This is a genomic window from Lentzea sp. JNUCC 0626 (assembly GCF_043632865.1).
Classification (GTDB): domain Bacteria; phylum Actinomycetota; class Actinomycetes; order Mycobacteriales; family Pseudonocardiaceae; genus Lentzea.
In genome coordinates, this window is sequence record NZ_CP171635.1 from 6018811 (window position 1) to 6039511 (window position 20701).

The following is a 20701-nucleotide window of genomic DNA, read 5'->3' on the forward strand; positions in this document are numbered from 1 at the left end:
GCTGAGCGCGCAATCACGCTTCAGGGTGACGTGGCTTGCCGCCGACGCGTTCGCCGGTCGGGACCTCGGCACTCTCGTCCAGCGCACCGCACTCCGGCGCCACGGCTGTGGCCGTGTGCTCCTCCTCATGTGTGGGCAGCGTCTCGGGCGCGACGAACCAGAACACCACGGACAGCAGCAGCGCGGCACCGGTGATGGCGAACGACGCCTCGAAGCCGAACGAGTCGGCGAGCACACCCGCCATCATCGGGCCGATGATCGCGCCCAGGTCCGTGACCATCTGGAACCCGGCGAGCACCGGTCCACCCTTGCCGCGCGCCCCGATGACGTCGGCCACCACGGCGTTCTGCGGCGGGTTCAGCAACCCGGCACCGGCGCCCGCGACCAGCGAGGCCGCCATGAACGTCCACAGGTCGCCGCTGAAGCCCATCCAGACCGTCGCGAGACCGCTGATGATGAGCCCGGCGATGGCGACGGGCTTGCGGCCGCGGGTGTCGGCGATCCGGCCGGACAGGAACAGCATCGCCGCGTTGCCGGCCGCGAACACCGACATCGAGATGCCCGCGACGGCCGCGCTGTGCTCCAGGGCCTCGATCACGAACACCGGCACCAGGGAGATCCGGACGCCGAACACGGCCCAGCCGTTCGCGAACCCGGACGCCAGCGCCGCGCGGTACGCACCGTGCCGAACGGCCTCACGCACGGACATCGGCACTTCGGTGTTGGTGCGGTCGATCTCCACCAACGTCGAACGGCGCAGGAAGAACCAGACCACGAACGCCGCGAGGCACAGCAACAGGCCGTACGACACGAACGGCACCCACAGCCCGAACGGCACGAGCCCGGCGCCGACGATCGGCCCGGCGATGTTGCCGATCAGGAAGCCCGCCGCCCACATCCCCGACGCACGTCCGCGCATCGGCGCCGGCGTGATCCGGATCAGCAGCCCCAGCGCCGCGACCGTGAACATCGTCGACCCGACGCCCGCCAGCGCCCGCCACGACAGCATCTCGGCGTAGCTGGACGAGAACCCGCACATCGCGGTGCCGACGGCGACGATGAGGATGCCGGCGATGTAGATCTTCGGCTCGCCGAACCGGTTGACCAGCTTGCCGCTCACCGGCGCGAACGCCAGCCGAACGAACGCAAAAGCGCTGATCAGAGCTGCAACAGCCGTGTGACCGACACCGAACGATGACGCGTACACCGGCAGAACGGGTGCCACGATTCCGAACCCCACGGCGATGATGAAGCTCGCCGCGACCAGAACCCACACCTCGACCGGTAACCGATCGCGCACAAAGCCTCCCTTAGCCCTGCTAAGGATATGTCACGCGGCAACTAAGTAACTCAGTCGAGCAGCTCATCCACTCTGCGTACATAAGCAGTCACGGGATACGCCGCAACGAACCCGCACGCCTCGGCGAACCGCTCCCCCGGACCCTCGTCGACCTGCGACGCGACCAACATCGCGCCCGCAGACCGCAGAGCCGACACCGCGGACACCACCAACGACTGCCCCACGCCCCGACGCCGCCGCGCCGGACGCACCACGCACTGCTCGACCAGGCCCACACCACGCTCGGCGAACCCCGACACGAATCCGCCGATCCGGTCGCCGTCGTCCACCACCAGGAGCAAACACCGCGGGTCGTCCAATCGATGCCCGAGCCAGCGCCCCAATCGCGCGCGGTTGCCGACCAGCTCGTCCGACAGCAGGTCGACGATTCCCATCAGATCAGCGTCGACAGCCCGTCTGACCTGCTCAGACGCCGAAGCGGCACCCCGGTGCACGACCGTCAGCAACTCCTCGACGGCGTACCAACCGGCGTCGTCGGCGATGCCCTCGATCTCGTCCACAGTGGTCGGCGACGCGTACACGACGGCCTCCGCGCGCCCCACGTCCGCGAACGTCTGCTCCAGCTGCAACAGCGTCGACGCGACCTCGACCGATGTGCCATCCAAAGCGCAGCCGAAGTTGCCGGACGGCAGCGGGTTCTCGCGGTTGATCACCACGGCGGCGCTGCCGACCTTGCCCACCTTGCCGTAGCGAACCGCGCCGGACGCGAGCCGCGCGCCCTCCACCAGGATCGCGAGGGACCGCGACTGGTAGGGGTCGAGCAGTTCCGGGTCGTCGGGGTCGCGCAACGGGTCAACCAACGCGGCGGTCCTTCCACTGGGCACCTGGACGCAACGCGCAGTCCAACAGGAACACGCCAATCGTCGCCCATGCGAACGGCGCGAGCACCGCCGAGGCCTGCGGCTGCCCGATCCGCCGCACGAACTCGCGGTGCGGCACGGCCTGCGCGAACCAGGCGAGCCACGACCACGGCGACTGCGGCCGCAGCACCGGGAGCAGCCCGTACGCGAGGTGCAGCAGCCCGGCGGCGACCAGCAGCGGACGCCCCCACGGCCCGAACATCTCCCGGAACGCCGGCTGGATGCTCTTGCGCAACGACCGCCAGCAGTCCCCGAAGGTGTCGATGCCCGAGGTCGTCAGCAGCATCGAGGCGTCGATGAACCGCGGCACCCCGCCGGAGTCCCTGATCAACGTCGCGAGCCCGACGTCGTCCGCGTGCGTCCCGGCCAGCGCCTGCCACCCACCGGCGGCCTCGAAAGCAGCCCGTCGCACCAGGATGCAATGCCCGACGGCCAACGCGGTCGGCCCGCGACCGTCCGGCGGCGACCCCTCGAACACCAGCGTGTTGAACGCGGGCAGCAGGAACCACCAGGCCGGCCCCGCACCACGCCCGGACGACGACACGAGGTCGGCACCCAGTTCCACGGCCGACGCCACCAGCCGTCCCACCAGGTCGGGCGTGCACGTCACGTCGGCGTCCACGAACAACAACCACTCTTCGTCCTGAGCTGCAGCAACGCCCAGGTGCATCGCGTGCGTCTTGCCTGCCCAGCCGTCAGCGGGCCCGGAGGACTCGATCACCTCGGCCCCGAGCGACCGCGCGACGGCAGCCGTCCCGTCCGAAGAGGCGTCGTCGACGACCACGACGCGCACACCGGGCTGACCGACCAGCCCGGGCAGCAGCCGCGGCAACGTCATCGCCTCGTCCCGCGCGGGCACCACCGCCAGCACCGAGGCGAGCACCGACGCCGTCGACACCGAAGGCACGTGCTTCCACTGCGCGAACATCCGCCCGGACCTCGCCACGGACGCGAGCGCCGACACCACGCCGATCATCCCCATGCGCCAACCCTGACACACTCACAGACGTGGACCTGCCTGATCTCCCGGTGAAATCCGTACTCCCCCAGCTGCTGGAGCAACTCCAGGAGCGCGGGGCGGCCGTGCTGGTCGCGCCTCCGGGCACCGGCAAGACGACGCTGGTCCCGCTCGCCCTCGACGGCAAGGTGATCGTCGCCGAACCGCGCCGGATCGCCGCACGGGCCGCCGCCGCGCGGATGGCGAGCCTGCTCGGCGAACCCGTCGGCCACACCGTGGGCTACTCGGTCCGGGGCGACCGCAAGACCAGCAGGCACACCCGCATCGAGGTCGTGACGAGCGGCCTGCTGGTCCGCCGGCTCCAGCACGACCAGGAGCTCAAGGGCGTCGGCACGGTCCTGCTCGACGAGTGCCACGAACGCCACCTCGACGCCGACCTGCTGCTCGCGCTCCTGATAGACGCCAAGTCGGGACTCCGACCGGACCTCAGGATCCTCGCGACGTCCGCAACGGTTGCCGCGCAACGACTCTCGGACCTGCTCGACGCCCCGGTCCTGACCTCCGAGTCGCGCATGTTCCCGACGCAGATCACCTACGTCCCACCGGCCCGCAACGAGCACGTCGAGAACACCGTCGCCCGTGCCATCACCAAGGCACTGTCCGAAGTGGACGGCGACGTGCTCGCCTTCCTGCCCGGTGTCAAGGAGATCAACCGCACCGCCCGGCTCCTCAACGCCGACACGGTCATCCTGCACGGCCAGCTGAACGCGCAGACGCAGGACGCCGCGCTGAAACGAGGCAGCCGCCAACGGGTCGTGCTCGCCACCAGCATCGCCGAGTCGAGCCTCACGGTCCCGGGCGTCCGCGCGGTCGTCGACGCGGGCCTCGCCAGGGTTCCGCGCGTCGACCACCGCCGCGGCCTCGCCGGTCTCGCCACGATCCGCGTCTCCCAGGCGGTAGCCGACCAACGAGCCGGACGCGCGGGCCGTGAGGCACCGGGGCGCGTCTACCGCTGCTGGCCAGAACACGAGCACAGCACGCTCCCCCGCTACCCCGAACCGGAGATCAAGACCGCCGACCTGACGAGGCTCGCCCTCGAACTCGCGGTCTGGGGCACCCCGGACGGCAGCGCCCTGAACTGGTGGGACGCCCCGCCGGAGGGTGCGCTCAAGGCCGCGCAGGAAACGTTGAACGCCATCGGCGCGCTCGACCCCGGCCGCCGCGACCGCATCGCGAACATCGGCCTGCACCCGAGGCTCGGCCGCGCCCTCATCGACGGCAGCGCGCTCGCCGGAAACCGGACCGCCGCCGAGGTCGTCGCGCTGCTCGACGACAGCACGCACCACAACACGAGCTACCTCGCGGACGCGCTGAAGGCCCCCGGCAAGTGGCGCCAGGAGGTCAAGAAGCTCGAAAAGCTCGGCAGCAACCCACAGGGCAACGGCGACCCGGCGCTCGTGGTGGCCCTCGCCTATCCCGAACGGCTGGCCAAGCGCAGGTCCAAGAACAGCAACATCTACCTGATGGCCAACGGCACGGCGGTCGAGCACACCGACTCGCAGGCCAAGTGGCTCGCCGTCGCGATCGCCGACCGCGAACCCGGCAGCAAGCACGGCCGCGTCCGGCTGGCCGCGCCCGCCGACGAGGAACTCGCCATCACTGCGGCGGAAGCGTTGGTGCACACCGAGGACGACATCCGGTGGGAGAAGGACGTGGTCGCGAACGAGGTCCGCAAGCTCGGTGCGATCACCCTCGACGAACGTCCGCTCAACGACCTCGCCAAGTCGCAGCAGGCACTCCGGATCGGCCTCGAGACCGAGGGCCTGGGCCTGCTCAAGTGGCCCGACAGCGCCATCAAGCTCCGCGAGCGGATGGCGTTCCTGCACCGCACCCGCGACTGGCCGAGCGTCGACGACGAGGCCGTGATCCGCGCGATCGACCTCGGCAAGGCGAAGAAGCGCGCGGACCTCGCCAAGATCGACACCACGTCGTTGCTGCGCACCATGCTGCCGTGGCCCGAGGCGGCGGACTTCGACAAGCTCGCGCCGGAACGCATCGGGCAGGGCAAGGTCGACTACACGCAGGACCAGCCCGTTCTCTCGGTCCGCATCCAGGACGCCATGAAATGGGCGGACACACCGGAGATCGCCGGAATTCCGGTGGTGGTGCACCTGCTCTCGCCCGCCGGTCGGCCGACGGCGGTGACGAGCGACCTCAGGACGTTCTGGCGCAACGGCTACCTGCGAGTTCGCAGCGAACTGAAGGGCCGCTACCCCAAGCACCACTGGCCGGAACGCCCCTGGGACAAGAGCAAGAAATCACTTTGAACCATTAGGAATCGAACAACGTTAATCTCTCTTATGGCGCACATCGCGATCTTCCTGATGCCCGAGCGAGGACACTTCCTGCCCGCGCTCGGAATGATCGCGGAACTCGTGCGCCGGGGTCATCGGGTGAGCTGCCCGGCCACCCCGCGATTCGCCGCCGCCGTGACGGAGTGCGGCGCGACCGCGATCCCCTGCGAGTCGACGCTGCCCGACGACCTGCCCGGCTCGTTGCTCGACGCCGCCCGGCTCGCGCTGGCCGAGGCCGAGTCGGCGTTGCCCCAGCTGGAGGACACGTTCCGGGACGACCGGCCGGACTTCGTCGTGTGGGACATCGCGGCCTGGTGCGGTGGCGTCATCGCGCACCGGCTGGAGGTGCCGAACGTGCTGCTGGAGGTGTTGCTGACCAGCAACGAGCACTGGTCGCTCGGCACCGAGGTGATCCCGCCGCGCACGTTCGACCCGGCCGCGATCCGGTTCTTCACCAGGGTGCACGCGTTCGTCGGCAGCTCGCTGCCCGAGTTCGTCGCGGGCGCGCGCCGCCGGATCGCCTTGTTCCCCAGGGAGTTCCAGCCGCACGGTGACACGTTCGGCGAACACGTGACGTTCGCCGGGCCGTGCCTGACCGAACGCGGATTCCAGGGCACGTGGGAACCTCCGGCCGATCGGCCCGTCGTGCTCGCGACGACCGGCACGCAGGTGTGCGCGGACGCGGCGCGGGGAATGCCGTGGCACCTGGTCACGAGGGGCAAGGTGCTCAGCCCCGCGCTGAACGTCGAGACGCACGACGAGGTGCCGCAGCTCGCGGTGCTGGAACGTGCCAGTGTGTTCGTGACGCGCGGCGGCATGGGAGGCGTGATGGAGGCGTTGCACCACGGCGTTCCCATGATCGTCATCCCGCACATGGCCGATCAGCGGCTCAACGGCCAGCGCGTCGAGGAGCTCGGACTCGGTGTGCTGCTCGACACCGTGACCGTCGAGGGGGTCCGCTCGTTGGTGAGTCAGCTGTCGTCGGACTCCGCGATCTCCGCGCGTGTGAAGGACATGCAGCGGATGATCCACCGGGCGGGCGGGAGCACGGCCGCCGCGGACGTCGTCGAGGAGGAGCTGGCGCGGTGAGACGGACCTGGGACGACGCTGTCCGCACGTTGGGTGGCGCACCGGACGCGGGTGACCTGATGGAGCGCTACGCCGAACCGCACCGGACGTACCACAACACGTTCCACGTGGTCTCGGTCGTGCGCGACTCGTCAGCGCTGGCGGATGCCTTCGCGTTCACCGTGGAGGAGCGCGCGATCCTCGCGCTGGCGGCCTGCGCGCACGACGTGATCTACGACGGCAAACCCGGTGAGGACGAACGCGCTTCGGCCGCGTGGGCCCGCGAACGCCTGGCAGGCCTGGAAGAACCGACCATCGCCCGCGTGGAGTCGTTGGTGCTGGCCACGATCACGCACTCGTCGGACGACCCGCTGGCGCACGTGCTGCTCGACGCCGACCTCGCGATCCTCGGTTCGGAGCCGGAGCACTACGAGCGGTACAGCGCGGCCGTGCGGCAGGAGTACGCGCAGTACGACGACGAGACGTGGCGCGCGGGCCGGTCGAAGGTGCTGAAGACGTTGCTGGACCGCGAGGTGCTGTTCGTGACCGAGCCCGCGCGGCAGCTGTGGGACAACGCCGCGCGGACCAACCTGGCCCGTGAGCTTCAGTCCCTCGCGTAAAGCACCTTCGTCGCGGTGGTGAACCTGCTGACCGTCTCCGGGATCGGCTCGATCCCGATGCCCGGTCCCGTCGGCACGCGCATGAACCCGTCCTGGAGTTCGAACGGCTCGGTGAGGTCCTCGGCGAAGTAGCGGCGAGAGGCCGAGACGTCGCCGGGCAGCACGAATCCGGGCAACGCGGCGAGCGCGAGGTTCGGGCCGCGGCCGACGCCGGTCTCCAGCATTCCGCCGCACCACACCGGAATCCCGTGCGCGACGGCGACGTCGTGGATCCGGCGCGCCTCCAGGTACCCGCCGACCCGCGCGGGCTTGACGTTGATCACCCGGCACGCGTCGAGCGCGATGGCCGTCGCCGCGTCCTTGGCAGAGGTGATCGACTCGTCCAGGCAGATCGGCGTGCGGATGCGTTGCGCCAACAGCGAATGACCGCGGATGTCGTCCTCTTCGAGCGGCTGTTCGATCAACAGCAGGTCGAACTCGTCGAGCCGGCGCAGGTGTTCGGCGTCGGCCAACGTGTACGCGGTGTTGGCGTCGACCTGCAACAGCACGTCCCCGAACCGTTCGCGCACCGCCCGCACCGGTTCGACGTCCCAGCCCGGTTCGATCTTGAGCTTGATCCGCGCGTAGCCCTCGGCCAGGTAGCCCTCGACGTCGGTGAGCAGCTCGGGGATCGAGTCCTTGATCCCGACCGAGACGCCGGCGGGCACTTTCTCGGCCGTGGCACCGAGGTAGGTGCCGATCGACATCCCGAACGACCGCAGCTCGGCGTCGAGGATCGCGGTCTCCAGCGCGGCTTTCGCCAGCTTGTGGCCCTTGATCGCGTGCGTCCGCGAGGCGACCTCGGCCGTGGTGATCTCGGGCGTCACCCGCGGCACGAGGTGCTGGTCCAGCACCAGTTCGGCGGCGCCGACGAACTCCGAGCAGTACAGCGGTTCGGGGTCGGCCGCGAACTCCGACCAGCCCTCCGCCGCGTCCGTGACCACCCGCAGCAGGAACGTGTCCTTGGTCGTCATCGTCCCGAACGACGTGCGGAACGGCGTCACCAGCGGAATCGCGACGTGCAGCAGTTCGACCCGGTCGATCCTCACGGCCGCTCCAACTCGTACCAGCCCTCGCGGGACATCGACGTGGCCACGAAACCCTGCGCGAAGGCGTCCACGAACACCTCGCGCACGGCCTCGCGCCACTGCTTCGCCTGCTCGGGCGACTCCTTGCGCACCCGCACGACGTCGTGCGGCACCCGGCACCAGATCCGGTCGCCGTCGGTGCGCGCCAACGGTTCCCCGTCCGGCGCGATCGCCGTGACCTCGCCGGACGGCACCGACTCGTGCGGCTCGCGCGCCCCGGCGAGGTCCCACCGCACGGTCAGCCGGTCGCTCTCGTCGCCGTCGTTCACGCCGTCGCGCATCGGCCCGTAGAAGTCGACCGTGTACTCGGTGACGACGGCACCGAGCTTGACCAGGTTGAACCGGGCGTTGCGCGCGATCAGCGGGTCGTAGGTCCAGCGCATCGACTTCGCGCCGAGCCCGACGGCCCAGTCCTTCTGCGCGAGCTTCAACGGCTGCCCGACGCCGGACCGCGCGGCCGCGATCATCGAGTACACCGAGCCGTCCGGACAGAAGAGGCCCGTCGTGGCGCCGATCAGCTCGTCGCCGTCGAACGCCCCGATCGTCGCGCCACCCGCGTGCCTGATGCAGTGCAACGTCTCGGAGGACAGGACGTCCTCGGACGTGTCCCAGACCTCGGCGTAGTACCTGCTGACGGCAGCGATGCCGGCGACGTCAGTGATCACCTGGAACCGCAAGGCGTGCCTTCCTGACGCTGTAGGCGAAGTAGATGACGAACCCGAGCGCCATCCAGGCGAGGAACGCGATCCACGTGTCCAGCCCGAGGCTGAACATCATGTAGACGCAGAACCCCAGTCCCAGCACCGGCGTCACCGGCGAGAACGGCACCCGGAACGTGCGCTTCCGGTCCGGTTCGGTGCGGCGCAGGATGATCACCGCGACGTTGACCAGCGCGAACGCGAACAGCGTGCCGATGCTCGTCGCGTCGGCCAACGACCCGAGCGGCACAAGTGCGGCCAGCACCGCGATGAACAGGCCGACGATCACCGTGTTGGCGAACGGCACACCGGTGCGCGGGCTGAGCTTCGCGAAGATCGACGGCACCAGTCCGTCCCGTGACATCGCGTACAGGATGCGCGTCTGTCCATAAAGAACGGTCAACACGACCGACGTCGTCGCCACCACAGCACCGATCGACAGCAGGATCGGCCAGATCGCGCCGTCGACGTTGTCGGTCAGCACCCGGCTGAGCGCCGCCTCCGTGCCCTCGAACGTCTGCCACGGCATGGCACCCACGGCCGCGAGCGCGACGGCGCAGTACAGCGCGGTGATCACGACGAGCGAGATGATGATCGCCCGCGGCAGGTCGCGCTGCGGGTTCTTGGCCTCCTCACCGGCGGTCGACGCGGCGTCGAACCCGATGTAGGAGAAGAACAACGTGGCCGCACCGGCGCTCATGCCCGCGAGCCCCAACGGGAACAGCGGCTGCAGGTTGCCGGCCTTCAAAGCGGTGAAAGCGACGGCGCAGAACATCAGCAGCGCGCCGACCTTCACCCACACCAGGATCGTGTTGGTGCGCGCACTGCCCTTGGAACCGCCGAGCAGCACCAGCATCGAGATCACTACGACCAGCACCGCCGGGACGTTCACGATCCCGCCCGCGCCCGGCGGCTGGCTCAGCACGTCCGGAATCCGCAGCCCCGTCACGAGGTGCAGCAGTTCGTTGACGTACTGCCCCCACCCGACCGCGACGGCCGCGACCGACACGCCGTACTCCAGCACGAGGCACCAGCCGCAGACCCACGCGACGATCTCGCCGAGCGTCGCGTAGGTGTACGAGTAGGACGAGCCGGACGCGGGGATCAGGCCCGCGAGTTCGGCGTACGACAGCGCGGAGAACAACGCGGTGATGCCGGCCAGCACGAACGACAGCACGATGGCGGGCCCGGCGAGCGGCACCGCCTCCCCCAGCACGACGAAGATGCCGGTGCCGAGCGTGGCCCCGATGCTGATCATGGTGAGGTGGCCGACACCCATGGTGCGCTTGAGTTCGCTGCCAGGATGAGTCAGCTGGTCGATCGGCTTGCGCCGCAACACCCGCGCCCCGATGCGCTGTTCGTTGCTCATCCGGACAACCTAACGCCCACCGATGTGGCTAACGGCCACCAACAGGGCGGAACGTGCGGCGGTATGTGTCGGGAGGCACACCCACGGTCCGGTGGAAGTGCCGCCGCAACGTCGTGGCCGTGCCCATCCCGGACGCCTCGGCGATCTGGTCGACGCTGTCGTCCGTCATCTCCAGCAACTCCTGCGCGCGCCGGATCCGTTGCGTGTGCAGCCACTGCAACGGCGTGGTGCCCGTCACCGCCCTGAAGAGCCGGGCGAGGTGCCGCGAACTCATGTTGGCCTGCCGCGCCAGGTCCTCGACGGTGATCGTCTGGTCGAACCGCTTCGACACCCACTCGAACAGCTCGGTCAGCGGGTGTCCCTCGCCCGACGGCACCGGGGCCAGCACGAACTGCGCCTGCCCGCCGTCGCGGTGCGGCGGCACCACGAGCCTGCGCGCCGCCGTGTTCGCCGTGGCCGTGCCGTAGTCGCCGCGGATGACGTGCAGGCTCAGGTCGATCGCCGCCGCCTTGCCCGCGCTCGTCAGCACCTGGCCGTTGTCGACGTACAGCACGTCCGGATCGACCTCGACCCGCGGATACCGCCGGGCCAGTTCGTCGGTGTGCCCCCAGTGCGTCGTCGCCCGCAGCCCGTCCAGCAGCCCGGCCTCGGCCAGCACGAACGCCCCCGTGCACAACGACACGATCCGCGCGCCCTTGTCGTGCGCGGCTTTCACGGCTCGCACCAGCTGCGGATCAAGCGGCTGCTCAACGTCCTCGACGGCGGGCACGACCACGGTGTCCGCTTCGGGCAACCGGTCGAGCGGCAGGTCGGGTTCGAGCGTGAACCGCCCGACCCGCACCAGCGCGTTGCCGCAGATCCTGACCTCGTAGTCGAGCTGCGGCGCGGTGAAGATCTCGTACGTGGCGGTCAGCTCGAAGTGCAGCATCCCGGTGGTGACGGCGAACGCGAGCATGTCCGAAAGTGTACGCATCGTGTCGTTCCAGACACTAGCTCGCTCCCACTCCCGGGGCTTGAATGGTCCACATGGGACACAAGATCGCGGTCTACGGCGCGTCTGGCACGACGGGCCGCTTCGTGGTGGCAGAACTGGAAAAGCGCGGCCACGAACCGCTGCCGTTCGGCCGCGCCCAAGCCACCGCCGACGACCCGGCAGCCCTCGACCGCGCGCTGGCAGGCGCCTCGGCCGTGATCAACGCGGCGGGCCCGTTCGCGGTCACCGCCCTCCCGCTGCTCGCCGCCGCCGAACGCGCGGGCGTCCCGTACGTCGACGTGGCGGCCGAGATCGAGGCGAACGCGGACACGTTCGCCCGCGGCGCCTCGATCCCGGCAGTGCCCGCGATGGCGTTCTTCGGCGGCCTGGCCGACCTGCTCGTCACCGCCGCGATGGGCACGTGGACGTCCGCCGACGCAGCCCACGTCGCGTACGGCCTGAGCGGCTGGCAGCCCACCGCGGGCACGCTCGCCGCCGGCCAGGTCTCCCGCGACCGCCGCGCCGGGCAGCGCGTCCGGTACCGCGACGGGGCCATGAGCTACCACGACGACGCCCCACCGACGCTCACCTGGGAGTTCCCCGACGGCCCCCGCCAGGTGATCGGTGAGTTCTCGATGGCCGACGTGGTCACGATCCCGAGCCACCTGGCCATCCCGTCCGTAACCGACTACATGTCCGTGGACGCCGCCGAAGGCCTCCACTCCGCCTCAGAGCGCACCGAGCCGGAGACCTTCGTCGTCGACGTGCGCGTGCGTTCAGGTTCCGAAGAGCGTCGCCTGACCGCCTCCGGCCGTGACATCTACGCCGTGAGCGCCCCTCTGGCCGTAGAAGCCGTCGAGCGCCTGCTGTCCGGCCGCTTCAACGCCACCGGCGTCGCCTCGGCCGGCGCCATGTTCGACGCCCCGGACTTCCTGGCGTCTCTCTCCGACGTCATTCAGGCCAAGCGCTCTTCGTGATGATGTCGACGAAGTCCTTGCGCTGGAAGGAAGGATCGAAGTGCGCGAGCACGTCGTCGTTCATCGTCCCGTACGTCGTGTCCGGCCGATGGGCCATCCCGTCGTAGAACGCCTTCAGGATCCGGTTCTTGAAGTCGGGCCGCGGGTGCGCCGCCACCACCTCGGCCCGTTGCTCCGCAGTCACCTCGTCGAGCCCGATCCCGAGCACGTCCGTCTTGACCCCCAACGCCACCGCCACGACCTCCGGCGACAGGTGCAACGGCACCTCGGGCGTCGTGTGCAACGCGATGGCCAGCCACACGTTCCGAGCGTCCTCTTCGGACCGTCCGTGCTCCAGCAGGAACAGCCGTGCCGCCTCGGCCCCGTCGATCTCGAACCGGATGTCCTTGGACGCGTACGACTCCGTGAGCCCCAAGTCGTGGAACAACCCGCCCACGTAGGCCAACTCGAGATCGACGTCCAACCCTCGTTGGGCCGCCTTCAACGCGCCCCACAGGAACACCCGGCGCGAGTGGTGGAACAACGTGTCGTCAGTGACCTTGCGCACGAGCGAGGTGGCCTCGCGCGCCAACTCCGTGTCAGGAACAACCACACCTGCGATGACCTCTGCCATGGCTCAATGCTCTGGTCACCGCGACAGACTTCCCACCGTCAATCCCGACCGACACCCCACAGATCCGGACATCACCCGCGGGTGCTCCCGAACCGAGCCCGGTACTCACTCGGCGACGCCCCGAACCGCGCCACGAACACCCGCCGCATGGTCTCGGCGCTCCCGAACCCGGCCAGCTTCGCCGCCCGAGCCACCCCGTGTCCAGCGTCCAACAGGGCCTTCGCATGATCCAACCGAACCTGCTCGACGAACCGCGCGGGCGTGGTCCCCAACTCACTGGCGAACAACCGAGCCAAATGCCGAGCACTGACCCCCACCCGTGCCGCCAACGCGGCAGCACTGTGATCCAACGCGGGCTGCGCCGCGACCACGTCCACCACCTCCCGCAACGCGGGCGTGCCGGGCCGCCGCACCTCCAACGGCGCCGAGAACTGCGACTGCCCGCCGGGCCGCTGCATGAACATCACGAGGCTCCGCGCCACACTCCGCGCCAGGTCAGCCCCGTAGTCCTGCTCGACCAACGCCAACGCCAGATCCATCCCGGCCGACACCCCGGCGGACGTGAACACCCCGGCGTCCTCGACGAAGATCGCGTCCGGCACCACCTCGACCGAGGGATACCCGCGAGCCAACCGAGGCGCCTGCTTCCAGTGCGTGGTGGCCCGCCGCCCGTCCAGCACTCCGGCCGCAGCCAGCGCGAACGACCCGGTGCAAATCGACACCAGCCGCCGAGCCCGAGGCCACAACGCCTGAATCGCCTCGACCAACTCCACCGGCACGCCACGCCGGATCAGCACCTCACCACCGGCCACCACAACGGTGTCCGGCTCCACCACGTCACCGGCCGCGCCATCCACCGGCAGCCGAATCCCGACCGAGGTGTCGACCGCCTCCCCGGACGGCGACACGTACCTGATCACATACCCGGCCCCGGCCGCGTTGGCCTCGGCGAACACCTCGGCAGGCCCGGTGACGTCGAGCATCTTGGTCCCGTCGAACACCAGGAAGACGACCGACCGCCGCGCCACTACGCCTCCGTGTCCGGGTCAGCCGCGCCGCCGCGGCTGGAACAACAGCCGGATGACACGACCGTCCTGAAAGACGGCGATCGAGGAGAACAGGCCGGACTTGACGTCCCGCGCCCGCAACGCCGCCGCACGTTCGTCACCGAGAAGCCAGTCTTCCAGCAACTCGGGCAGCGCGAACCGGAGCGTGAACGCGCTGGGCTCTCGCGCCGGCACGATCACCCAGTCGCCGGTGACCTCGCGGCGCCTGGCGAACTCGATGTGCACCGGGACATCCGGCCCGTGCTCACGGACGTAATCGGAGAAGGCAGCGGGATCGTCAGGCCTCAGGGCCAACACGAACGGCGCGGCCGGAAAACCGAGGAGCAGCCTGCCGCTCTCCCATCCGCCCAGGTCCTCTGTGATCTCAGCGAGCTGGTAGTCAGGCAACTGGTGGGGCTCGCGCCGCGCTGGGTTCACCTCGGACGCGAAGACCGCACGTCCACCGCGCTCTGCGCCGACCTGCCGATCAGGGAACGTGTCCGCGGTCCAGGTTCCGAGAGCGAGCCTGAACGCCGAGCGGACTTGACCAGTGGGAAACGACGTTGTCTGCGTCGCTTGAGCGAGCGTGAGGAGCTGCCGTGCCGCACGGTCGGCCACAACGAGAAGCCTGGCGAATGCAGGGCTGGACAGATCGACGAGAGAGATCTGCTGGGCCAAAGCGAACTGCTGAGCAGGCTTGGTGAAACCGCTCGTCGAGAACAGCGTGTACCGGTAGTGGTAACGCCGCACCGGTATCGCACGAGCACCCGCCGCAGCCGTCGAAAACTGCTCGTTCACGTCGTGAACGACACCGTGCGCGTTGCGAACGTCGAACAGCCCGGTCTTCCTGCTGCGGTATTTGGCCTCCACGAAGATCCGCACCGGCAGAGAGAACGGCACTGGCAACGTCAGCTCACCGAGCACGTCAGCTTGGTGGTCAGCACCGCGCCCTCGCACCAGCAACCCGTGCGCGCCACGCTTCAACGCCTCGGGATCCTGATCCTCGGACACCAACAGCCGATAGCCGTTGTCGTACAAGAGCCGCGCCAACAACTCCTCAAGCACATACCCACGAAGCGCAGCGACACCAACCACAACCGCAGACTAGGCCGCACAACGCAGGCTCGCCCGATGTCGCGAAGCGACGAGGCGACAGAGCGCAAGCCGAAGATTGGGCCTACCGACGCCGAAGGCGAGGTGGCCGGGGGTCCGGGGGCTTGCCCCCGGCGTGGGGGTCTGGGGGCTCGGCCCCCAGAAGACACCCGAGAACGAAAAAGGTGAGCGCTGTCCGCGAACAGCGCTCACCGAGAGTGGAGGTGCCGGGAATCGAACCCGGGTCCTGTGGCGGTTCATCAGGGCTTCTCCGTGCGCAGTCCGCGATGTCTCTGCTTGACCCCACCAGTCATGCGGACGAGCTGGTGTGACGGGCCCAGTCGCTGTGAGTTTCCCCAACAGTCTCCGCGACCGAGACTGCGAGTAAGCCCTCTAGCTGATGCCGAACACTAGGCCGAAGGCACTCCTAGGTCGACAACCACTAGCTCTGCTGTCAGGCAGCGAGAGCGTAAGCGGTGCGCTTGTCGTTAGACGTGGCGCTTATTGGTTTGCGATGACGCTTGCGGTGGTCTCTCGCCTGCACCGGCACGCTTCCCCTGAATCAACGTCCACAGTCGAAACCGTTCACCCCCTTGTAGTGGTACGCATAGCATAACGAGTGTGGCGACTGAGTTCTTCCCGAGGCTGGTAGGGCTGTCCCCACCCCGGACCGGATAGCTAGCCAGATGGTCTCTGACCAGCGGGAACGGCACGATGGACGGTATGAGGAAACCGAACGCGCTCGCAGCCGGGGTGTACCTGCTGACCAACTTGGTGACAGGCATCCTGTGGTTCACCCTCACGGTGGTGCTGATGGTCGTGGGGTTCGCGACGTCGGTGCTGTGGGTCGGGCTGCCGATCTTGTGGGCGTCGATGTACGTGGTGCGGGGCGCCGCGACGATCGAGCGTTCGTGGGTGCGGGCGGCGTTGCGGACGGACATCCCGCGGCCGTACCGCGACAGGCCGGACGGGTCGTTGTGGCAGCGCTGGAAGTCGCAGTTCACGGATCCGGCGACGTGGCGGGACTTCGGTTACCTCGTGCTCCTGCTTCCCGTGGGCATCGTGGAGTTCGCCTCGGTGCTCGCGATGTGGGCGGTGGCGGCGGCGTTCCTCGCGGTGCCGTTCTGGATCGGTGAGGCGCCGTTCGCGGTGATCGTGGGCGAGTTCTGGACGATCGACAGCTTCGTGTCGGCGTTGCCGATGGCGGTGGTGGGTTTGGCGCTCATTCCGTTCGCGGCGCTCGGCACGCGGTGGATCGGCACGCTGCACGGCAGTTTCGCGAGGGCGATGCTCGGGCCGACGCGGGCCGACGCGCTCGCCATCGAGGCGGAGCGCCTCCAGTCGAGCCGTGCGCGTGGTGTGGAGGCTGCGGAGGCGGAGCGCCGGCGCATCGAACGCGATCTGCACGACGGCGCGCAGCAGCGGCTCGTCGCCGTGGCGATGGGCCTGGGCCGAGCGAAGTCCAAAATGGACTCCGATCCGGAGGGTGCGGCCGTGTTGATCGCAGAGGCGCACGCGGACGCGAAACTCGCCATCAAGGAGCTGCGCGACCTTGCTCGGGGCATCTACCCGTCGGTCCTGGGCGACCGGGGCCTCGACGCCGCGCTCAGCGCGCTCGCCGCCCGCGTCCCGATCGAGGTCGATCTTCAGGTCAACGTGGAGCCGCGGCCGCCGACCTCGGTGGAGAGCGCCGCGTACTTCACCGTCGGCGAGGCGCTCACGAACATCACCAAGCACTCCAACGGCACCAGGGCGACCGTGCGGGTCAACCGGGTGGACACGGGGGTGCTGGTGGAGGTCACCGACAACGGTCAGGGTGGCGCGGAGCTGAAGCCGGGTGGCGGTCTCGCCGGGCTCGCGGACCGTGCTGCGACCATCGACGGTGTGGTTGTCGTCGTCAGCCCCGTGGGTGGGCCGACCGTGATTCGAGCGGAGTTGCCGTGCGCGTGGTGATCGCCGAGGACTCGGTGCTGCTGAGGGAGGGCGTGCAGCGGTTGCTCGCCGACGAGGGCATCGAGACCGTCGCGGCGGTGGAGAACGGCGACGGGCTGCTCGACGCCGTCACCGAGCACCGGCCTGACCTGTGCGTGGTGGACGTGCGGATGCCGCCGACGTTCACCGACGAGGGGCTGCGGGCCGCCATCGAGTGCCGCCGCCGCTATCCCGGGCTGCCGGTGCTGGTGTTGTCGCAGTACGTCGAGGAGCGCTACGCCGTGGAACTCCTCGCGGGCGGCGCGAGTGGTGTCGGGTACCTGCTCAAGGAGCGGGTGGCGGACGTGAAGGAGTTCGTCGACGCGGTGCGCAGGGTCGCGGACGGCGGCACGAGCATCGACCACGAGGTGATCACGCAGCTCATGGTGCGCAGCAAGAAGAGCCCGGTCGACAAGCTCACGCCGCGCGAGCGCGAGGTGCTCGGGCTGATGGCCCAGGGACTGTCCAACACGGCCATCGCCGGCACGCTCGTGGTGTCGGACGGCGCGGTCGAGAAGCACGTCGGCAACATCTTCGCGAAGCTCGGCCTGGAGCCGTCGAACTCGGAGCACCGGCGCGTGCGGGCCGTGCTCGCCTACCTCGACAGCTGAAGCAGACGGGCGCCGTTGTCGTGCAGCACCATCTGCAGGGCGGCGGCGTCCAGGCCCCACGACCTGATGGCGTCGATCTGCACCTCGTACGGGTACGGGATGTTCGGGAAATCGCTCCCCAGCACCACACGGTCCGCGAGCCCCGCGACACGCGCACGCCAGTCAGCCGGCAACGGCGCCATGGCCTCCGAGAACGGAACGCCCACCATCGTCGTGTCGACGTGCACGTTCCGATAGCGCTCCACGAGGTCCAACGCGCCTGAGTAGTCAGGCATCCCCGCGTGCGCGAGCACGGCCGTCAGCCGCGGGTGCTGCTTCAGCACCTCTTCGAACACGCCGAGCCCCGTGTGCTCACCGGGGTACGGCCCGTCGCCGCAGTGCACGACGACCGGCACGCCGGACTCCGCGAGCTGCCCCCACACGCCGTCCAGCAGCGCGTCCCTCGGGTCGTAGGCACCGACCTGGACGTGCGACTTGAAGCAGCGCGCACCGGCCTCCAGGGCCTTGCGCACGTACGCCTCGGCGCCGGGTTCGGCGTAGAACGTGCCGGTCTGGACGGCCTCGGGCACGCGGGCCGCGAAGTCCGCCGCCCAGTCGTTCAGCCACTGCGCCATGCCGGGCTTGTGCGGGTACACCAGCGGCGCGAACGCGGAAACGCCCAGCTCCCGCAGTGCGGTGAGCCGGGCGTTCTCGTCAGTTCTGTACTGGATGAACCAGTCGACGCCTGCTTCGCGCACGCGGTCGAAGTAGGCCCAGACCTTGTCCAGGACGTTCTGCGGCATGAAGTGGACGTGCACGTCCACCAGTGCCGCCGACGTCATGAGTAGCGGCCCTTCAGCGCCCGGCCGTGGGCCTTGGCGATCTCGCGGTTGGCGTCGCGCTTCGCGAGGTCCTGGCGCTTGTCGTAGGCCTTCTTGCCCTTCGCGAGGGCGATCTCGACCTTGACGTAGCCGTCCTTGAAGTACATCTGCAACGGCACGAGCGACAGACCGGACTCCTTGGTCTTGCCGATCAGCCGTTCGATCTCCGCCTTGTGCAGCAGGAGCTTCCGCTTGCGCCGGACCTCGTGGTTCGTCCAGGTGCCCGCGACGTACTCCGGGATGTGCAGCGCGTGCAGCCAGATCTCGCCGTCGTCGACCTGGGCGAAGGCGTCCACGAGGGACGCCCGTCCCATGCGCAGGCTCTTCACCTCGGTGCCGACGAGCTGAATGCCCGCCTCGTAGGTGTCCAGAATGGACCAGTCGTGCCGAGCCTTGCGGTTCGACGCGATGACCTTCTGCCCGCGTTCCTTGACCATGACGACCAGTTTAGGTGGTCGGCAAAATTCTTAAAGCCGCACGTAGAGACGTAGCGTCACGTAGCCGGTCGTCGCCGAGATGACTATCGCGACGAGGAACAGCCAGGGCGACACGATCAGGATGTCCAGGTACCCGATCGGCGGGATGATGCCGGACTCGGTGAGGTTTCTGGTGATCCGGTCGAGGAAGAACGCCTTGAACAGCACCAGGCCGCCGACCGCGGTGACCGAGCCGATGATGCCCGCGACGACCGCCTCGATGAGGAACGGCAACTGCGTGTACCACCGGGTCGCGCCGACCAGTCGCATGATGCCGACCTCGACGCGGCGGGTGAACGCCGACACCTGAATGGTGTTCGAGATCAGCAGCAGCGCGGCGAACGCCTGGATGAGCGCGAGGATCAGGGCGACGTCGCGCATGCCGTTGAGGCCCTCGAAGAACCTCTCCAGGAACTTGCCCTGGTCGTCGACGCCCTTCACGCCCGGCTTGCCCTCGAACGCCGTCTTGATGACGTCGGTGCGCTCGGGGTCCTCGAGCTTCACCCGGAACGTGGCGGGAATGGCTTCCGGCCGGGCGAGCTTGAGCAGTTCGGGCTGGGCCTCGAAGATGCGCTTGAAGCGCTCGAAGCCCTCGTCGCGGTTCTGGAACACCACCGTCTCGACGCCTGAGGTCGCCTCCAGGTCCTTGCGCAGACTCGCGCACGGCTGCTGGGTGCAGTCCTTGTCGTTGGCGCTGACGTCGTTCGTGAGCAACACGGAGACTTCGAGCTTGCCCGCGTAGTTGGCCTGCATCTTGTCGACCATGCGGACGACGAGCAGGCCACCGCCGAGCAGCCCGAGCGAGATGGCGGTCGTGAGGATCATCGCGATCGTCATCGTGACGTTCCGGCGAAGTCCGGTGATGACCTCGCTGAACACGAAGCTGGTACGCATCGGGGGCGGGGTTCCTTGGGGGTCGGGGATCTAGGGACGCTTAACGGCCAACGCCGTAAACGCCGCGCGCGTCATCACGGACGACCTTGCCGTACGAGAGCTCCACGACGCGGCGGCGCATCGAGTCGACGATCCCGTGGTCGTGGGTGGCCATGATGACGGTCGTGCCGGTGCGGTTGATCCGCTCCAGCAGCAACATGATGTCCTGGCTCGTGTCGGGGTCCAGGTTTCCGGTCGGCTCGTCGGCGATCAGCACGAGCGGGCGGTTCACGAACGCACGGGCGATCGCGACGCGCTGCTGCTCACCACCGGACAGCTCGGTCGGGAACCTGTCCTCCTTGCCGTCGAGGCCCACCAGCTGCAGCACCTCCGGCACCACCTTGACGATGGTGTTGCGGGGCTTGCCGATGACCTCGAGCGCGAAGGCGACGTTCTCGGCGACCGTCTTCGTGGGCAGAAGACGGAAGTCCTGGAACACGCAGCCGATCGACTGCCGCAGGCGGGGGACCCGGCGCCGCGACATCTTGGCGACGTCGAAGTTGGAGACGTAGACGCGTCCCCTGGTCGGCACCTCTTCGCGCAGCAGCAGGCGCAGGAACGTCGACTTGCCGGAGCCGGAAGGCCCGATCAGGAAGACGAACTCGCCCTTTTCCATCTCGACGGACACGTCGTCGAGCGCAGGACGCGTGGAGGTCTTGTAGACCTTGGAAACGTGTTCGAGACGAATCACGAGGCGCGAGTCTACTCATGGCCGGGGTAAAGCCCCCGTTCCGG

Annotated in this window: 20 protein-coding genes and 1 other RNA gene; 6 read left to right on the forward strand and 15 right to left on the reverse strand. The window is 68.9% G+C overall.

What is annotated here, in order from left to right; translation table 11 throughout:
• Positions 1-13: 13 nt before the first annotated feature.
• From JNUCC0626_RS27200 to JNUCC0626_RS27210, 3 genes are read right to left on the reverse strand one after another with little or no spacing between them, the layout of a single operon-like run.
• Positions 14-1300 (reverse strand): MFS transporter, encoded by a 1287-nt coding sequence (locus JNUCC0626_RS27200; RefSeq protein ID WP_394613603.1) that lies wholly within the window; start codon positions 1298-1300, stop codon positions 14-16.
• Positions 1301-1350: 50 nt separating this feature from the next.
• Positions 1351-2160: a GNAT family N-acetyltransferase gene (locus JNUCC0626_RS27205; RefSeq protein ID WP_394613604.1), complete on the reverse strand. Its 810-nt coding sequence runs from the start codon at positions 2158-2160 to the stop codon at positions 1351-1353.
• Positions 2153-3202, reverse strand: coding sequence for a glycosyltransferase (locus JNUCC0626_RS27210; RefSeq protein WP_394613605.1), 1050 nt, complete (start codon positions 3200-3202; stop codon positions 2153-2155). Before JNUCC0626_RS27210 ends, JNUCC0626_RS27205 begins: the two co-directional genes overlap by 8 nt.
• A 26-nt stretch (positions 3203-3228) precedes the next feature.
• On the opposite strand from JNUCC0626_RS27210, the gene hrpB reads away from it, so the two are divergent.
• Genes hrpB through JNUCC0626_RS27225 form a run of 3 tightly spaced genes read left to right on the forward strand, consistent with a single transcriptional unit; the run spans position 3229 to position 7220 of the window.
• A complete protein-coding gene (gene hrpB, locus JNUCC0626_RS27215) occupies positions 3229-5505 on the forward strand; it encodes an ATP-dependent helicase HrpB (RefSeq protein ID WP_394613606.1) in 2277 nt (758 codons plus the stop codon).
• Positions 5506-5538: 33 nt separating this feature from the next.
• Positions 5539-6621 carry a macrolide family glycosyltransferase gene (locus JNUCC0626_RS27220; RefSeq protein WP_394613607.1) on the forward strand — a complete coding sequence of 361 codons (1083 nt, stop codon included), beginning with the start codon at positions 5539-5541 and terminating at the stop codon, positions 6619-6621.
• Complete coding sequence (locus JNUCC0626_RS27225) at positions 6618-7220, forward strand: HD domain-containing protein (protein ID WP_394613608.1); 603 nt, start codon at positions 6618-6620, stop codon at positions 7218-7220. The genes JNUCC0626_RS27220 and JNUCC0626_RS27225 overlap by 4 nt, the downstream gene beginning before the upstream one ends.
• On the opposite strand, the gene menC is transcribed toward JNUCC0626_RS27225, so the two are convergent.
• The 4 genes from menC to JNUCC0626_RS27245 are packed head-to-tail and all read right to left on the reverse strand — an operon-like array spanning position 7205 to position 11387.
• Positions 7205-8308 carry an o-succinylbenzoate synthase gene (menC, locus tag JNUCC0626_RS27230; RefSeq protein ID WP_394613609.1) on the reverse strand — a complete coding sequence of 368 codons (1104 nt, stop codon included), beginning with the start codon at positions 8306-8308 and terminating at the stop codon, positions 7205-7207. The genes JNUCC0626_RS27225 and menC overlap by 16 nt on opposite strands.
• A complete protein-coding gene (locus JNUCC0626_RS27235; RefSeq protein ID WP_394613610.1) occupies positions 8305-9012 on the reverse strand; it encodes a hypothetical protein in 708 nt (235 codons plus the stop codon). Before JNUCC0626_RS27235 ends, menC begins: the two co-directional genes overlap by 4 nt.
• A complete protein-coding gene (locus tag JNUCC0626_RS27240; RefSeq protein ID WP_394613612.1) occupies positions 9002-10414 on the reverse strand; it encodes an amino acid permease in 1413 nt (470 codons plus the stop codon). The genes JNUCC0626_RS27235 and JNUCC0626_RS27240 overlap by 11 nt, the downstream gene beginning before the upstream one ends.
• A 28-nt stretch (positions 10415-10442) precedes the next feature.
• A complete protein-coding gene (locus JNUCC0626_RS27245; protein WP_430623480.1) occupies positions 10443-11387 on the reverse strand; it encodes a GlxA family transcriptional regulator in 945 nt (314 codons plus the stop codon).
• Positions 11388-11440: 53 nt separating this feature from the next.
• Here JNUCC0626_RS27245 and JNUCC0626_RS27250 point away from each other — a divergent pair, with 53 nt between their 5' ends.
• On the forward strand, positions 11441-12364 hold the full coding sequence (locus JNUCC0626_RS27250) for a saccharopine dehydrogenase NADP-binding domain-containing protein (protein WP_394613614.1): 924 nt from the start codon (positions 11441-11443) through the stop codon (positions 12362-12364).
• On the opposite strand, the gene JNUCC0626_RS27255 is transcribed toward JNUCC0626_RS27250, so the two are convergent.
• The 4 genes from JNUCC0626_RS27255 to ssrA form a co-directional block, all read right to left on the reverse strand.
• Positions 12339-12977, reverse strand: coding sequence for an HD domain-containing protein (locus JNUCC0626_RS27255; RefSeq protein ID WP_394613616.1), 639 nt, complete (start codon positions 12975-12977; stop codon positions 12339-12341). The two genes, JNUCC0626_RS27250 and JNUCC0626_RS27255, sit on opposite strands and share 26 nt — an antisense overlap.
• A gap of 71 nt (positions 12978-13048) precedes the next feature.
• Complete coding sequence (locus JNUCC0626_RS27260; protein WP_394613617.1) at positions 13049-14005, reverse strand: GlxA family transcriptional regulator; 957 nt, start codon at positions 14003-14005, stop codon at positions 13049-13051.
• Between the two features lie 18 nt (positions 14006-14023).
• Complete coding sequence (locus tag JNUCC0626_RS27265; RefSeq protein WP_394613618.1) at positions 14024-15118, reverse strand: restriction endonuclease; 1095 nt, start codon at positions 15116-15118, stop codon at positions 14024-14026.
• Between the two features lie 213 nt (positions 15119-15331).
• Positions 15332-15708: a transfer-messenger RNA gene (gene ssrA, locus JNUCC0626_RS27270) on the reverse strand.
• Positions 15709-15829: 121 nt separating this feature from the next.
• Here ssrA and JNUCC0626_RS27275 point away from each other — a divergent pair.
• Complete coding sequence (locus JNUCC0626_RS27275; RefSeq protein ID WP_394613619.1) at positions 15830-17068, forward strand: sensor histidine kinase; 1239 nt, start codon at positions 15830-15832, stop codon at positions 17066-17068.
• Positions 17056-17697, forward strand: a complete 642-nt coding sequence (locus tag JNUCC0626_RS27280; RefSeq protein ID WP_285637739.1) for a response regulator transcription factor — start codon at positions 17056-17058, stop codon at positions 17695-17697. The genes JNUCC0626_RS27275 and JNUCC0626_RS27280 overlap by 13 nt, the downstream gene beginning before the upstream one ends.
• On the opposite strand, the gene JNUCC0626_RS27285 is transcribed toward JNUCC0626_RS27280, so the two are convergent.
• From JNUCC0626_RS27285 to ftsE, 4 genes are read right to left on the reverse strand one after another with little or no spacing between them, the layout of a single operon-like run.
• Complete coding sequence (locus JNUCC0626_RS27285; RefSeq protein WP_394613620.1) at positions 17682-18518, reverse strand: amidohydrolase family protein; 837 nt, start codon at positions 18516-18518, stop codon at positions 17682-17684. The genes JNUCC0626_RS27280 and JNUCC0626_RS27285 overlap by 16 nt on opposite strands.
• A complete protein-coding gene (smpB, locus tag JNUCC0626_RS27290; protein ID WP_394613621.1) occupies positions 18515-18994 on the reverse strand; it encodes an SsrA-binding protein SmpB in 480 nt (159 codons plus the stop codon). Before smpB ends, JNUCC0626_RS27285 begins: the two co-directional genes overlap by 4 nt.
• Positions 18995-19024: 30 nt before the next feature.
• Positions 19025-19927 (reverse strand): permease-like cell division protein FtsX, encoded by a 903-nt coding sequence (ftsX, locus tag JNUCC0626_RS27295; protein ID WP_394613622.1) that lies wholly within the window; start codon positions 19925-19927, stop codon positions 19025-19027.
• Between the two features lie 40 nt (positions 19928-19967).
• Positions 19968-20657 (reverse strand): cell division ATP-binding protein FtsE, encoded by a 690-nt coding sequence (gene ftsE / locus JNUCC0626_RS27300; protein ID WP_030470385.1) that lies wholly within the window; start codon positions 20655-20657, stop codon positions 19968-19970.
• Positions 20658-20701 lie beyond the last annotated feature (44 nt).